General features: G+C 74.9%; 7 protein-coding genes. All 7 read right to left on the bottom strand.

Annotation, left to right across the window (positions count from 1 at the left end; all coding sequences use genetic code 11):
• Positions 1-104: 104 nt before the first annotated feature.
• On the bottom strand, positions 105-320 hold the full coding sequence (locus ACFZAT_RS10540; RefSeq protein ID WP_391262809.1) for an MbtH family NRPS accessory protein: 216 nt from the start codon (positions 318-320) through the stop codon (positions 105-107).
• A complete protein-coding gene (locus tag ACFZAT_RS10535; protein ID WP_391262807.1) occupies positions 317-7,426 on the bottom strand; it encodes an amino acid adenylation domain-containing protein in 7,110 nt (2,369 codons plus the stop codon). Before ACFZAT_RS10535 ends, ACFZAT_RS10540 begins: the two co-directional genes overlap by 4 nt.
• 173 nt (positions 7,427-7,599) lie before the next feature.
• Positions 7,600-11,406, bottom strand: a complete 3,807-nt coding sequence (locus tag ACFZAT_RS10530) for a condensation domain-containing protein (protein ID WP_391262805.1) — start codon at positions 11,404-11,406, stop codon at positions 7,600-7,602.
• A gap of 62 nt (positions 11,407-11,468) precedes the next feature.
• Positions 11,469-13,292 carry an amino acid adenylation domain-containing protein gene (locus tag ACFZAT_RS10525; RefSeq protein ID WP_391262803.1) on the bottom strand — a complete coding sequence of 608 codons (1,824 nt, stop codon included), beginning with the start codon at positions 13,290-13,292 and terminating at the stop codon, positions 11,469-11,471.
• Positions 13,293-13,300: 8 nt separating this feature from the next.
• Positions 13,301-14,332 (bottom strand): TauD/TfdA family dioxygenase, encoded by a 1,032-nt coding sequence (locus ACFZAT_RS10520; protein ID WP_391262801.1) that lies wholly within the window; start codon positions 14,330-14,332, stop codon positions 13,301-13,303.
• A gap of 48 nt (positions 14,333-14,380) precedes the next feature.
• Positions 14,381-15,163 (bottom strand): alpha/beta fold hydrolase, encoded by a 783-nt coding sequence (locus ACFZAT_RS10515; RefSeq protein WP_391262799.1) that lies wholly within the window; start codon positions 15,161-15,163, stop codon positions 14,381-14,383.
• Positions 15,160-15,549, bottom strand: a 390-nt coding sequence (locus ACFZAT_RS10510; protein ID WP_391262797.1) for a phosphopantetheine-binding protein, incomplete at its 5' end; no start/stop codon positions are given. The genes ACFZAT_RS10510 and ACFZAT_RS10515, both read right to left, overlap by 4 nt.

Below are 15,549 nucleotides of genomic sequence, written 5' to 3'. Positions count from 1 at the left end.
CAGTTCCCCTTTTCCTGGATTTCCCGGGAAAGGGGCCGGCGGGCATACGGAAATGCCGTGCCCCCGCAGGAGCTGCGGGGGCACGGCAGGGGCGTGGCGGCCGGTCAGGCGTACTGGGCGACCAGGCTCCGGGGGCGGATGTCGGTCCAGTGCGCGGTGATGTACTCCAGGGCCTCGGAGCGGTTGCCGGGCCCCCAGACACCTTCCCAGCCTGCCGGGATGTCGGCGAAGGCCGGCCACAGGGAGTGCTGGTCCTCGTCGTTCACCACGACGTGGAAGGAGCCCTCGGCGTCGTCGAAGGGGTTCGCGATGTCGCTCATGAATAACTCCTCGTTTCGTTTTCCCGCAGGCTGTTCCCCTGCAGTGCGGAGAGTTTCTCCGCGATGACTTTTCCGATGTGTGCGAGAGGTTCTTCCTCGGCCATCCGGAGATGCGTGGATTCCACGGTGTGGTTTTCGACCCGGCCCGTCAGATACGGATTCCAGGTGGCGGCCAGCGCACCTTCCGGTTCGCCGGGCCTGCGGGCGGTGAAGAAGACCGCGCCGGTGTCCGCGAGCTCCGGCCTGTGCCGTGCCATGAGGGCCGCATGGATCTCGGAGGCGCGCGCCACCGCCCGTATCTCCTCGGCGCTGAAGCCGTCGAGCACCGGGTCCACCGCCTCCGGCAGCGCGTCCTCCTCGGGTGCCGCGTCCCGTCCCCGCGCCGGCAGCACGGACACGCTGCCCGGCCCGGTCTGGTGGACGTCCATCAGCGCGAGCAGTTCGACGCGCTGACCGGACGCGCGCAGCCGGACGGCCATGGTGTGGGCGACGATCCCGCCGAAGGACCAGCCGAGCAGCCGGTACGGGCCCCAGGGCTGGACCTGCCGGATGCGCTCCAGGTAGTCGTCGGCCATCTCCTCGACGGTGCGCGGGAGATGGCCCGGCTCGCTCAGCACACGGGCCTGGAGGGCGTACAGCGGCTGGTCCTCCCCGAGGTGCCGGGCCAGGCCCGCGTACGACCAGCCGACGCCGGTCCCGGGGTGCACGCAGAACAGTGGGCGGCGGCCGCCCCGGGTGTTCAGCGGCAGCAGGACACCCATCGCACCGGCCGTGCCGTCCGGGTCCTGCGCGCCGAGCAGCCCGGCCGGGGTCGGGGAGCGGAACAGGTCCCGGACCGTCCGGTCGACGCCGAGGACCGAACGCACCCGGCTCACCAGGCGCACACCGAGCAGCGAATGCCCGCCCAGCGTGAAGAAGTTGTCGTCCAGACCGACCCGGGGCGCGCCCAGGATCTCGGCGAACAGCCCGCACAGCACCTCCTCCCGGGCGTTGCGCGGCGCCCGGTACCCGGCGGCCGGCCGGTCCGGCGCGGGCAGCGCCCGGCGGTCCGGCTTCCCGTTCACCGTGAGCGGCACGGCGTCCAGGACGACGACCGCCGACGGCACCAGGTGGGCGGGCAGCGTGGTACGGGCCAGGGTCAGGACCTCCGCCCCGGTGACCTCGGACCCGGCGCGCGGCACCACGTACCCGACGAGGCTCCGCTCGCCCGGTCGGTCCTCGCGTACGACGGCGAGGGCCTGCCCGACCGAGGGGTGGGCGGCGAGCGCGTGCTCCACCTCGCCGGGCTCGATCCGCACCCCGCGCAGTTTGGCCTGGCCGTCCGCCCGCCCCAGGAAACGCAGTTCGCCCTCGGGCGTCCACACGACGCGGTCACCGGTGCGGTACATCCGGCTGCCGTCCGCCTCGAACGGATCGGGCACGAACCGCTCGGCCGTCAGGTCCGGGCGCCCGGTGTACCCGCGCGCCACATGCGTACCGGCGATGTACAGCTCCCCGGGCACGCCCGGCGGCACGGGCCGCAGCGCCGCGTCCAGGACGTGGCTGCGGGTGTTGTCCATGGGCCGGCCCAGGTGCAGCCCGGATCCGCCGAGCGAGCCCCGGTGGCCGGTGAGCCACTGGTTGTGCGAGGCGAACGTCGTCTCGGTGGGGCCGTAGGAGTGGACGAGGGCGGTGTCCGGGCAGTGCGTCAGAACCCGTCGCACGGCGGTGGGCGAGGCGACGTCGCCGCCGGTCCACACCTCGCGCAGCAGCCGCAGCGTGTCCAGCGCCTCGTCGGCCATCACATGGAACAGGCCGACGGTGAAGTAGGCGGCGGTGACGCCGTGTTCGCGGACCGTGCGGCCGGTCTCCGCCAGGTCGGTGCCGTCGCCGCGCATCAGGACCAGGCTGCCGCCGTTGAGGAGCGGCACCCACATCTCGAACACCGAGGCGTCGAACCCGGTCGCGGAGTGCACCAGCATCCGGTGGGGGCCGCCGGAGGTGGTGTCGCGGTCGGCGGCGAGCTCGGTCACGTTGCGGTGGGTGACGCCGACGCCTTTCGGGCGGCCGGTCGACCCGGACGTGAACATCACGTACATCAGGTCGTCGCCGTCGACCGCCACGGCAGCGTGGCCCGTCTGCGGTGCGCCCTCGGCGGGCACGTCGACCAGCAGGACCGGTACGGGGACCTCCTCCGGTACCGCGCCCGCCTGGCCGGTGTCCGTCGCGATCAGGCGCACACCCGCGTCCTGGACCATCAGCGCGATCCGGGCCCCGGGCAGCGCGGGGTCCAGCGGGACGTAGGCGGCGCCGCACTTGAGGACCGCGAGCGCGGTGACCACCAGCGGCGCACCCCGTTCCAGCAGCACCCCGACGGTGTCGCCCCTGCGCACCCCGGCCGCGTGCAGCCGGGCGGCCAGCGCGTCGGCACGGGCGTCGAGCCCGCCGTAGCCGAGGGTCTCCGCGCCGGTGATCAGCGCGGGCGCCTCCGGCGTGAGCGCGGCCCTGCGGGCGATGGCCTCGTGGACGGGCGCCCGGTCGCGGGTCACGGTGGCCGTGTCGTTGTACTCCGCGACCAGCCGGAACCGCTCGGCGTCGGTGAGCAGGTCCACCGCCCCGATCCGTACCCCCGGGTCGGCGGCGACGGTGTGCAGCAGGCGCCCGATGTGCGCGGCGAGCAGGCCGGCGGTGGCCGCGTCGAACAGGTCGGTGGCGTATTCGAGCCCGCCCGCCAGACCGGCCGGCAGCCCCGCCCCGTCCTTCCGCTCCCACAGGGCGAGGGTCAGGTCGAACTTGGTGGTCAGCGTGTCCAGCGGGGCCGGTTCGGCCCGGAGCAGCGGCCCCTCGGCACGGGCGGCCGCGTAGTCGTGGTGGAGCTGTACGACGAACTGGGCCAGCGGGTGGTGGGCGGTGGAGCGGGCCGGGTTGAGGTGCTCCACGATCCGGTCGAAGGGGAGCCGCTGATGGGCGTAGGCGGCGAGGTCCGTGTCGCGCACCCGCCCCAGCAGCTCGCTGAACTCCGGGTCGCCCGACGTGTCGGTGCGCAGGACCAGCGTGTTGACGAAGAAGCCGACCAGATCGCTCAGCGCCTCGTCGTCGCGCCCGGCCGTCATGGTGGCCAGCGGCAGATCGGTGCCCGCCCCGTGCCGGGTGAGGACGGCGGCGAGCGCGGCCTGCAGCACCATGAACAGCGTCGCGCCGTGGCGCCGGGCCAGCTCCTCCAGAGCCTCATGGGTGGCCGCGTCGACGATGAGCGGTGCGTGGCCGCCCCGGTGGGTGGCCTCGGCGGGGCGGGGGCGGGCGGCGGGCAGTTCGAGGACGGGCGGCGCGTCGGCCAGGGCCCGTTCCCAGAAGGCGAGGTGGTCATGCGCCGCCGACCCGTCGAGAAGTTCCTGCTGCCAGAGCGTGTAGTCCGCGTACTGGACGGGAAGCGGCTCCCAGCCCGGTGCGCGGCCCCCGGCGCGGGCGGCGTACGCGGCCCCCAGATCCGCGAGCAGCGGGCCCGTCGACCAGCCGTCGGCGGCGATGTGATGCACGAGCACGACCAGGACCTGGCCTCCGCCGTCGTCCGGGGTGAGCAGGGCGGCCCGCAGCGGGAGTTCACCGGCGAGGTCGAAGACGTGCCCGGCGGCCGAGGCCACCGCCGCCCGGAACCGGCCGGCCGGCACGGTCCGCACATCGAGCACGGGCCGCGCGTCCGCCACGATCTCCTGGTACGGCTCCCCGCCGACCGAAGGACAGCGGGTACGCAGCACCTCGTGGCGCTCCGCCAGGTCGGCCAGGGCGCGGCCGAGGACCTCGGCGTCCAGCGGCTCGGCCGGACGCAGCACCAGCGGGATGTTGTACGCGGCGCTCGGCCCCTCCAGCGCGTCGATGAACCAGAGCCGGCGCTGCGCCCGGGACAGCGGCAGGCGCTCCGGCCGCTCCGTGCGGCGGACGAGCGCGGGGCCCCCGTCCCCGGCGGCCCGCTGCTCCGCGATGCGGCGGGCCAGGGCGGCCGGGGTCGGAGCGAGCAGCAGGTCCCGCACATGGATGTCGACGCCGAGGCGGGCCCTGATCCGGTTGGCGAGCCGCACCCCGCTCATCGAGTGGCCGCCGATGGTGAAGAACCCCTCGTCCGGGCCGACCTCGTCCAGCCCCAGGATCTCCGCGAACATCTCCCGCAGGGTGCCCACGTGTTCCGCGTCCGGTGTGCCGCCCGCCCGGGCCGCCTCGGCGTCGGCGGCCTGCCGGACGGCGAGGGCCGCGACCCGCTCCCGGCGCCCGGCGAGGGCCAGGCGCTCCTCGTCGCCCAGCAGCACGCTGTCGGCGACGGGCGCCCCGGGCCGCTCGGCGGCCGCACGCAGGGCGCGTTCGAGGGCGTCGAGGAGGAGGCGGGCGGTGTCCTCGTCGAGGACGTCACGCGCGTACTCCAGGGCGAGTTCGAGACCGGCGGGCGTGCCGTCGGCGGTGCGGTGCTCCACGCAGGCGGCGGTCAGGTCGAACTTGGTGGTGGCGGGGCCGTCCGCCCGGAAGCGGCCGGTGAGCGCGCCGAACGCGAAGGGGGCGTCGTCCGGGGCCGCGGTGCGCAGGGTCAGCATCGTCTGGAAGAGCGGGTGCACCCCGGGCGTGCGCGGCGGGTTCAGATGCTCCACCAGCAGGTCGAAGGGGAGGCCCTGGTGCTCGTAGGCGCCGAGGTCCGTGTCGCGTACCCGCTCCAGCAACTCGGCGAACGCCGGCTCACCCGATGTGTCGGTCGGCAGGACCAGCGTGTTGACGAAGAAGCCGACGAGGGCGCCCAGCGCCTCGTCGTCCCGCCCCGCGACCGGCGTGCCCAAAGCCACCCGCTCCCCGCAGCCCGCCGCCCGCAGCGCGAGGGCCAGCGCCGCCTGGAGCACCATCAGCATGCTCGCGCCGTGCGCGTCGGCCAGCAGGGCGAGCCGGGTGTGCGCGTCCCGGCCGAGGCGCGTGGAGACGACCCCGCCCCGGTGGTCCGGCACGGCCGGGCGCGGCCGGTCCAGCGGCAGACCGGTGACGGCCGGCAGCCCGTCCAGCGCGGCCCGCCAGTGCGCGAGGCCGCGCGCGACGGCGGAGTCCGGGTCGTCGGCCGACCCGAGGACGTCGTGCTGCCAGAGGGTGTAGTCGGCGTACTGGACGGGAAGCGGCTCCTGTTCCGGCGCACGCCCCCGCGCACGGGCGGCGTACGCGGTGGCCAGGTCGTTCATCAGCGGCGCCAGCGACCAGCCGTCGCCCGCCACATGGTGCAGCAGCACCGCCAGCACCGCCGCCGGGCCGCCATCCGTCGGGCCCTCGGGCACGAACAGCGCGACCCGCAACGGCAGTTCCCGCGCCAGGTCGAACGTCTCCGCCACGAAATCCGCGACCCGTTCGCGTAGTTCACCGGCCGGGCACCCGACCGTACGCGCCCGCACCGCCGACGCGGCCAGCACATGCTGGTACGGCTCGTCCTCCGGGGCCAGGAACACGGTCCGCAGCACCTCGTGCCGCTCGGCGAGATCGCCGACGGCGGCGGCGAGCGCCGCCCGGTCGGGCACCCCGTCCAGCTCCAGCACGATCGGCATGTTGTACGCGCAGGACGGACCGTCCAGCTGGTCCAGCAGCCACAGCCGACGCTGCGCGTGCGAGAGCGGCACCCGGTCCTCGGCGGGCAGCGGTTCCTCGTGGACGACCGAAAGACGCGGGTCCGTGGTCCGCAGCGCCTTGCGGTTGATCTTCCCGGAGCTGGTCCGGGGCAGCGCGGCGACGATCCCCACCGCGGCGGGCACGGCGGCGGCGGGCATGCGCTCGCGCACCAGGCTGCGCAGCTCCTCGGCCCCCACCCCGCCCTCGGTGACGACGAACGCGACGAGCCGCTTGACCCCGTCCGCGTCCTGCTGGGCGACGACGGCGGCCTCGCGGACCTTCGGATGCGCCGCGAGGACCGAGTCGATCGCGGCGGGGTCGATGCGCTGCCCGCCGATCTTCACCTCGTCGTCAAGCCGCCCGTGGTACAGGATCTGCCGGTCCTCGCCGATCGTGACGAGGTCCCCGGTGCGGTAGGCGCGCTCCCCGTCCAGCTCGGTGAAGCGCCGGGCGTTCAGCTCCGGGTTGCTCAGATAGCCGTACGACAACCCGCCCCCGAGCAGCCACAGTTCACCGCCGACGACGGCCGCCCGGACCCCGGGCAGCGGCCGGCCGATCGGCACCGGACCGTCCCCGTGCCGGGTCAGGTCGGCGACCGTCGCGACCACCGTGGTCTCCGTGGGGCCGTACGCGTTCAGCAGCCGCGCCCGCTCCCCGGTCAGCTCCCGCCACTGGGCGACCCGCTCCGGAAGCGCCGCCTCCCCGTAAATGATCACCGTGTCCAGGCAGCCGGGCAGGCCCACCGCGCCGGTGCTGAGGACGTGGACCAGCTCGTGCCAGTACGCGGCCGGCAGGTCGAGCACCGTGATCCCGTGCCGGGCGCAGCCGGCGAGCAGATCGCGTACGTCCAGCATGTCGTCCGTACGCAGCACCAGCGTCCCGCCCGCGCCCAGCGTGGCGAACACCTCCTGCACGCTCGCGTCGAAGTGCAGCGGCGAGAACTGGAGGACCCGCGACGCGGGGCCGATGCCGTATGCCGGGACGGCGCCCGCGATGAAGTGCGCGAGCGAGTCGTGGGCGACGACGACCCCGTTGGGGGTGCCCGTGGACCCGGAGGTGTAGATCACGTAGGCCGCCCCGGCCGGTGCGCCCGGACCGGGCAGGACCAGTTCACCGGCGGCGGCCACCTCGGCGGGCGCGGGCGCGGAGTCGCCGCAGCTGTCCCGGAGGATGGCCGCGTTCCGTGCGTCGGGGGCCTGGATGTCGAGCGGCAGATAGGCGGCGCCGGTGCCGAGCACGGCGAGGAGACCGACGATCGCGTCGATCCCACGGGGGCGGTGGAGGGCGACCAGCCGGCCCGGGCCCGCGCCCTCGGCGGCCAGCGCGCCCGCCCGCTCCCGAACGGCGGCGGCGAGCTGCGCGTAGGTCAGCCGGGCGGTGTCGTGCACCAGGGCGACCGCGTCGGGCCGGATGCGCGCCTGGTGGGCGATGAGGTCGAGCACCGGCGGGGCGGGCGAGGGAGAGGGGCCGCCGTCGAGCAGGTCGTCCGTTCTGATGGGGGGCATCCTGGGGTTTCCTCCGTCTGGGGCGCCGAGAGACCGGGGCGAACGGTTCCTCTCGCCTCCGTGCCTTCACGCTAGGGGGCCCCGACCGCCCCTCTCGGCAGTCCGCCCGGCAGCTCCGGGCGGCAGAAAGCGGGGGCCGGAGCTGCCGCTCCGGCCCCCGCCCCGTCGCTTCCTCACCCCCTGCGGGCGCCCGCCCTGGTCCGGCGGCGCAGTGCCGGGGCGGCCACCGGACCGGCCTCCTCCGGCTCGGTCGCGTCGGCCACGGCCCCGGCGAGCCGCCGGGAGAGCGTCGCCGCCGTCGGGTTGCGGAACACATCGCGCAACGTCAGGTCCCGGCCGAACTCCGAGCGGATCCGGTTCAGCAGACGCACCGCCAGCAGCGAATGCCCGCCGGACTTGAAGAAGTTGTCGTCCGCCCCGACGTCCCGCCCGCCCAGCACGTCCCGGAAGATCCCGAGGAGCCGCCCGTCGGTGTCCGCCCCGCCCGTGGGGGCGGCGCTCGCGGTGTCGTCCTCGGACAGCTCCGCCGGATCCTCGCCCGGGGCGGGCAGCCGGGCCGCCCGCACCACCCGGGCCGGCGCCAGATACTCGGGCAGCCGCTCGGCGGCCCAGGCGCGCAACGCGCTCTCGGCGGGCGGCGTCCCCGGGGCGCAGGTCACGAAGACCAGCAGCCGCCCGTCGCGCACGAGGGCCCGCGCCCCGGTCACCGCCGGGTGACGGGTGAGCACACCCTCCACCTGACCGGACTCCACCGGATAGCCGTTCACGAACTGCGTGGCCACGGGCCGCAGCGCCCCGTCCGCACCCCGGTACGCCCGCCGTCCCGTGGCGCGCAGCCCGCCGTCCGGGCCCGGCTCGTGCACCTCGCCCGGTACGCGGACCGGGGCACGGCGGCCCTGCGCGTCGAGGACCACCTCCGGGCCGCCCGTCGCGGGCCGCCCGTCGCCCAGCGCGGACAGCGGCGCCCCCGGGTCCGCAGCGCACGCGTCCAGGATCTCGGCGAGTCGCCGGACCAGCAGCCGGGCGGTCTCCGCGTCGTACAGTGCGGTGGCGTACTCCAGAACGCCCCGCAGCCCGCCCCGTTCACCGTCCGGGCCCACCGTCTCGGTGAGCGCGAACGTCAGGTCCGACTTGGCGCCCGCGCCCCCGAACGCCACCGGCTCGCCGTCCAGCGCGGACGCCGTGGCGCCGGACTCGCCCGCCCCCGCCGCGTGCACCTGAAGCATCACCTGGACGAGCGGGGCGTGCGCGGACGAGCGGTGCGGGTTCAGGTGCTCCACGAGCCGGTCGAACGGCAGGTCCTGGTTGCTGTAGGCGCCGAGGCCCGTGTCCCGGACCCGGCGCACCAGCTCCGTGAAGGCCGGGTCGCCCGAGGTGTCGGTACGCAGCACCAGGGTGTTCACGAAGAACCCGACGAGCGGGTGCAGCGCCTCGTCGCCCCGCCCGGCCACGGTGGTCCCGATGGCCAGGTCTTCGCCGGCCCCGTGCCGCGTCAGCAGCGCGGCGAGCGCCGCCTGCACCACCATGAACAGGGTGACGCCGTTCTCCCGGGCGCACCGCAGCAGCGCCCGGTGGGTCTCGGCGCCCACCTCGAACCGCGCGAGCGCGCCCCGCCCGTCCGGCTCCGGCCCGCGCGGCCGGTCGGTGGGCAGTGCGAGCAGCGGCGGCATTCCGTCGAGGGCGGTCCGCCAGTACGCCAGCTGCTCGCCGGCCAGCCCGTGCTCACCGTCCAGCAACTCGTGCTGCCACAAGGTGTAGTCGGCGTACTGGACGGGAAGCGGCTGCCACCCGGGCGCCCGGCCCTCGCACCTGGCCCGGTAGGCCCGGTCCAGGTCGGCGAGCAGGCAGCCGGTGGACCAGCCGTCCCCGGCGATGTGGTGCACCAGCAGCGCCAGCACCTGGCCCCCGTCGGCCTCCTCCAGGAGCCACGCCCGGAACGGGATCTCCGCCGCGAGGTCGAACACGTACCCGGCGGCGGTGTCCACGGCCGCCCGCAGCTCCTCCGGCCCACCCGTCCGCACCACATCGAGCACGGGCTCCGCGTGCGCCAGCACCTCCTGGTACGGCTCCCCGTCCGCCGACCTGTGCACCGTGCGCAGCACCTCGTGCCGTCGTACGACATCGGCGAGCGCGGCACGGAAGGCGGCCGGCTCCACCGGGCGGCGCAGTCGGGTCACCACCGGGATGTTGTAGGTCGCGCTCGGGCCCTCCAGCTGGCCGACGAACCAGAGCCGTTGCTGCGCGGCGGACAGCGGCAGCCGCTCCGGCCGCAGAGCGGCGGGCACCGGGCGCAGCGGCGGCCGGACCGGTCCGTCGCCCTGTTCCGCGAGGCGCCGCAGCAGCCGGGCGGGGGTGGGCGCCAGGAACACGTCGCGGATGGCGGCCTGGACGCCCAGCGCCTTGCGGATGCGGTTGGTGAGCTTCCCGGCCAGCAGCGAGTGGCCGCCCAGCTTGAAGAAGCTGTCCTCGGCGCCGACCTCGTCCCGGCCCAGCACCTCCGCGAACAGGCCGCGAAGGATCTCCTCGCGGGGGTCGGCGGCGTGGGTGCGCCGGTTCTCGCCGTCACGGTCGCCCGGGGTGGCGGCGGTCCGCTGTCCGGCCCGGGTCAGGGCCTCGTGACGGCGGTCGATGGCCTCGCGGTCCGAGGCGGTGAGCAGGCCGGTCCGGCTGAGGGGTGTGCCGGCCGGCTGTTCGGCGTACGCGGTCAGCGCACGGTGGAACAGGGTGAGGAGCAGGTGTGCCGTCTCCTCGTCGTACAGGTCGGTCGCGTACTGCAGGCCGAGCAGCACCCCGGCGGGATCGCCGTCGGGGCCGTGGGTCTCGGCACAGTGGAAGCTCAGGTCGAACTTGGCGGTGGCCAGGTCCGCGGCGTCGAGGGTGCCGGATACGGCCCCCAGGGTGCAGGTGGTGTCCCGCGCGGTCTGCGTGGTCAGCATGACCTGGAAGAAGGGGTGCAGGCCGAGGGACCGTTCCGGGTTGAGGTCCTCGACGAGCAGGTCGAACGGCAGGTCCTCGTGGGCCATGGCGGCCAGGTCCCCTTCGCGGACCCGGTTGAGCAGCGTGCCGAGGTCCGGGTCGTCGGACAGATCGGCGCGCAGGGCGAGCGAGTTGACGAAGAAGCCGACGAGGTCGTGCAGATCCTCCTCGGGCCGGCCCGCCACGGGCGTCCCCACCACCACGTCGGGCCCGGCCCCCGCCGCTCCCAACGCGGCGCAGAGGGCGGCCCGGGCGGCCATGAAGAACGTCGCGCGGTGGGCGCGGGCGGTCGCGGCGAGCGCCTTGTGGGCGCGGGCGGAGAGGCGGGCGGTGACCAGCGCTCCCCGGTGGCTCGGCTCGGCGGGGCGGGGACGGTCGGCGGGCAGCCGGGTCGCGGCCGGTGCGCCGTCCAGGGCCGCACGCCAGTGGGCAAGTTGTTCGTGGGCCAGGCTCGTGGGATCGGCGGGGTCGCCGAGCATGTCCCGCTGCCACAGCGCGTAGTCCGCGTACTGCACGGGCAGGGGTTCCCACCCGGGCACGCGGCCCTCGCACCGGGCCGTGTAGGCGCGGTCGAGGTCGGTGAGCAGGCAGCCGACGGACCAGCCGTCGGTCGCGATGTGGTGAACGAGCAGCACCAGCACCGCACTTCCGTCGTGCACCGTGAACAGCCGCGCTCGCAGCGGCAGATCACGTGTGACGTCGAACGGCAGCCGCGCGAAGTCGGTGACCAGGGCGTCCACATCGTCGCCCGCCCCGCACTCCCGTACGCCGAGGCGCACGCCGGGATCGCCGACGACCTCCTGGTACGGCTCCCCGTCCACGGCCTTGTAGACCGTACGGAGCACTTCGTGGCGGTCCACCACGTCACGGACCGCCGCCTCCAGGGCGTGCCGGTCGGGCGTGGCCTCAAGGCGCAGCACGACGGGCGCGTTGTACCCGGCCGACGGGCCTTCGAGTCGGTTCAGGAACCACAGCCGGTGCTGGGCGTACGAGAGGGGGATCACGGTTGCTGCTCCTCGTGGACGGCGGGGGAGGGCGGGAGGACGGGCCGGTGCGGAGGCGGGGGTCAGCCATCCTTGGCGGCCGTCAGCTCCTCGATGTGGGCGGCGAGATCACGCAGCCTCGGGTGCGCGTAGACCGCCTTCACCGGCAGGGCGACGGAGAGTTCGGCACGTACGCGGGAGACCAGCTTGATGGCGAGCAGCGAGTGGCCGCCCAGCTTGAAGAAGTTGTCGTCGGGGCCGATCGACGCGGCGCCCAGGACCTGCGCCCACACCCGGGCGATCAGCTCCTCCGCCTGCCCGTTCAGCCCGGTCCCGGGAGCGGGCGCCTGCTGGGCCGCCTCGGTCCGGGCCGGCAGCGCGGACCGGTCCAGCTTGCCGCTGGGCGTCGTCGCGAACCGCTCGACCGCGACGAACGCGGACGGCGTCATGTACCCCGGCAGCGCCTGCGTCACGGCCTCGCGCAGCGCGTCGGCGTCACCGCCCCGGTGGTAGGCGATCAGGCACGGCGTGCCCCCGGCGTCCTCGCCCAGGACCACCGCCGCCTCGGTGGCGCCGGCCCGGTTCAGGGTCGCCTCGATCTCCTGCACCTCGATGCGGTGGCCGCGCAGCTTCACCTGCCCGTCGAGGCGTCCGAGGTGGACGAGGCGCCCGTCCGGCAGCAGCCGGCAACGGTCCCCGGTGCGGTACATCCGGCTGCCCGGCGCGCCGAACGGGTCGGCGACGAAACGCTGGGCGGTCAGTTGCGGGCTGCGGCGGTAGCCGCGGGCCATCCGGGGCCCGGCGAGATACAGCTCCCCGTCCTCACCCGGCCCGACCGGCGCCAGGTGCGCGTCGAGCAGCCGCATCCGCAGCCCCGGGAGCACGGCACCGATGTGCGGCTCGCCCGGCTCCTCGATCCAGCCGGCCGTCGCGTCGACGGTGCACTCGGTGGGCCCGTACACGTTCACCGCGCGCAGCACACCCGCCCGGTGGGCCTCGGCCAGCCGGTCCCAGAGCGCCGGGCCGATCGCCTCGCCTCCGACGAGCAGCGTCAGCGGGCGCGGGCCGCCGTCCGGGGTGAGCAGGTCCAGGAGCGGTTCGGCGTGCGACGGGGTGATGTCGAGATCGGTGAGCCCCTGCGCGTCGATGAAGGCGGCCAGCAGGGCCGGGTCGCGACGCGTCTCCTCGTCCGTCATCACGAGAGTGTCCCCGCGCGACAGCCGCACCCACTGCTGCACCGACGCGTCGAACGACGGCGACGCGTTCCACCCGACCCGGAGGCCCTCACCGCTCGCCGCTCCCGCGTCCTCCAGCTCCCGCAGCAGCAGCGAGGCCGAACCGCGGGCGATCTCCACACCCTTGGGCCGGCCCGTGGAGCCGGAGGTGTAGATGACGTACGCGAGCGCCCCCGGCCCCACCGGCGCCGGCGCGAACGCCCCGCCCGGGAGCGCGGTCAGCTCGCCCGTCGTGACCGCCCGGATGCCGGGAAGCGCGGGGCCGGTGCCGTCGGTGACCACCAGGTCGGCCCCGGAGTCCTGGAGGAGCAGCCGCCGCCGCTCCTCGGGGAGCGCCGGGTCCACGGGCAGATAGGCGGCGCCCGCGGTGAGGGTGCCGATGATCGCGGTGACCAGGTCGGCGCCGCGCGGCAGGCAGAGCGCCACGACGCTCTCCGGACCGGCGCCCAGCCGGGCGATCCCGTGCGCGAACGAGGCCGCGCGCTCACGCAGCTGATGAAACGTCAGCTGCTGTGTTCCGGCGACCACGGCGGTGCGGTCACCGGGCACGGCCGCGAGCCGGGCCATCAGGTCGGCCGCGCCGGTCCCGGCGGCGGCGCAGGTCTCGCAGGGGCAGCCGGCCGGGTGGGCGGGGGCGGGGGCGGTCGTGCGCTCGGGGAGTACGGCGGTCATGGCGGGGCTCACTTTCCGTACAGGGTGGTCGAGGGGGCGGAGGCGGGCGAGCAGTCGGACAGCGGCACCGGCTCGCCCATCGCGACGAGGATCTTCCGGTCGCCGGTGAAGGACTCGCGGCCGTGCGCGCAGAGGATGTTGTCCACGAGCATCACGTCACCGGCCTGCCAGGTCTCCCGTACGGTGACCGCCTGGTAGGCGTCGTTGATCGCGTCGACCTCCGCGTCGGTGAGGGCGGTGCCGTCCCCGAGGTAGGTGTTGAACGGCAGCCCGTCCGCGCCGAACGTCTCGACCAGCACGTCGCGGACGTCCTCGTCCAGGCTGCGGGCGTTCCAGAACGCGAAGTGGTTGAACCAGACCCGCTCACCGGTCACCGGGTGCGTGATGATCGCCGAACGCCGCTGCCGCGTACGCAGGGTGTCCTCGTCCAGCCAGTCGTAGCCGATGGAGTGCGCGTCGCAGTACTCCTGGGCACCGGCCGGGTCCTCAGAGGAGAACGCCTTGCGCCACGGCATGCCCGCCAGGTCCGAGTAGTTGCGTACGAGCAGCCAGCCGGCCTCCGCGAACCGCGCGGTCAGCTCGGGCGGCAGCATGGCGAGCGCAGCCCGCATGTCGCCGACGGTCGTCGCGCCGCCGGTCTCGGGCGCGGTGACACAGCCGAAGAGCAGCACACCGGGGAAGTCCAGCGTGTAGCTGTTCTCGTTGTGCAGCCGGATCGGCTGGACGGCCGGCAGGTCCGTGGACGAGAACACGCCCTCACCGAAGTCGGTGCGCGGGGTGGCCTTCTCCTTGTAGCCGGCCCGCTCCGCGACGAGCGCGTCCCGCGCCTCGGCGAACGTCGCCGCGTCGCGCACGGGCAGGCCGCGCAGCATGACCGCACCGGACCTGTGCAACTCGGCCTGGATCGCGGGCCGCTGGGCGTTCAGCCACGTGGTGGCCTCCGCCATGGTCCCGAACTCCGGCGTGTGGACGATCACCGGCTTGCCGGGCTCCCGGACGGGGGCGATGGCGGCGGCGGGCGGCTGGGCGAGAGCGGTCACGATGGGTTCCTCTTCCTTGGCTTGCTTCGAGCGAAGTCGGGTGGGTGGTTACGCGGAGGCCGCGGCGGAGTCGCGGAGGGTGTCCAGGACCGGGTTCAGGCGGGCGAAGAAGCCCGGCAGGTCCTGCTGGAAGTAGAAGTGGTCGCCGGGCAGCAGCTGCGGCACGACCGCGTGGCCGGTCACCAGCGACCAGCCGGCGAGCAGGTCCGCCGGGACGATCGGGTCCTCGGACCCGCCGAACACGGCCACCGGGCAGTCGAGTCGCGCGTCCGGGGCGGTGCACCGGTAGGCGTCGTCGATCGCGAAGTCGGCCCGGATGGACGGCAGGACGATCTCCCGGAGCTCCGGGTCGTCGAGGATGCCGTCGTCGGTGCCGCCGCGCTCCTTGATGGCCGCGACCAGCTCGTCGTCGTCCAGCCGCTCCGGGTGCACCGGGCACTGGTTCGGCAGTACCGGCGCCCGGCACGCGGACGCGATCAGCAGCCGCGGAGTGCGGCCGGCCGCCCGCAGGGCGCGTACCACCTCGAAGGCGACCAGCGACCCCATGCTGTGCCCCAGCACCACCAGCTCACCGGTGTCGGCGGGCAGCGAGTCCGCCACGGGCTGCGCGAGGTCGTCCACGGACAGCGGCAGGTCCTCGCAGTAGCGGGCGCCACGCCCCGGGTACTGGCCGATCAGCAGCCGCACATCGGCCGGCAGGTGCTCGCGCCAGCCGCCGTAGGCGTGGGCGTTGCCCCCGGCGTGCGGCAGCACCAGAAGCGACATGCGGTGCGGACCGTCACCGGGAAGGTCCCAGACGACGTCTTCGGGGGCGGGGGACACGGAGGTCATGAGCTGATCCGTTCTGTCTCGGTACGACGGCGGAGGGCGGGCCGGGCCTTCTTGGCGGCCGGCGCGGACTTCAGTGCGGTGATGTGCTCGGCGAGCCGGGCCGGTGTCGGGTGCTCGAAGACGTCGCGGACGGTGAGCCGGACGTCCAGGGAGACCGCGATGTGGTTGGTGAGGCGGGCGCCCAGGAGGGAGTGGCCGCCGTGGTGGAAGAAGTCGTCATCGATGCTCAGCGCTTCCGCGGCGCCCAGCGTGCGGGCGAAGAGGCCGGTCAGGGTCTCCTCCAGCGGGTTGCGCGGGGCGCGGCCCTCGGAGACGACGGCGGCCGGTTCGGGGAGGGCGCGTCGGTCGATCTTGCCGTTGGGGGTGAGGGGGAGGCGGTCGAGGAC

The organism is Streptomyces sp. NPDC008163, from assembly GCF_042956885.1.
Taxonomy (GTDB): domain Bacteria; phylum Actinomycetota; class Actinomycetes; order Streptomycetales; family Streptomycetaceae; genus Streptomyces; species Streptomyces drozdowiczii_A.
Note: the sequence above shows the minus strand (reverse complement) of the source record. Positions and strands in the feature narration are given on the sequence as shown.

Coding starts and splice junctions, on each gene's coding strand:
- ACFZAT_RS10515 (WP_391262799.1), bottom strand. CDS start 15,163: ATGACCTCCGTGTCCCCCGCCCCCGAAGACGTCGTCTGGGACCTTCCC.
- ACFZAT_RS10525 (WP_391262803.1), bottom strand. CDS start 13,292: ATGACCGCCGTACTCCCCGAGCGCACGACCGCCCCCGCCCCCGCCCAC.
- ACFZAT_RS10535 (WP_391262807.1), bottom strand. CDS start 7,426: ATGCCCCCCATCAGAACGGACGACCTGCTCGACGGCGGCCCCTCTCCC.
- ACFZAT_RS10540 (WP_391262809.1), bottom strand. CDS start 320: ATGAGCGACATCGCGAACCCCTTCGACGACGCCGAGGGCTCCTTCCAC.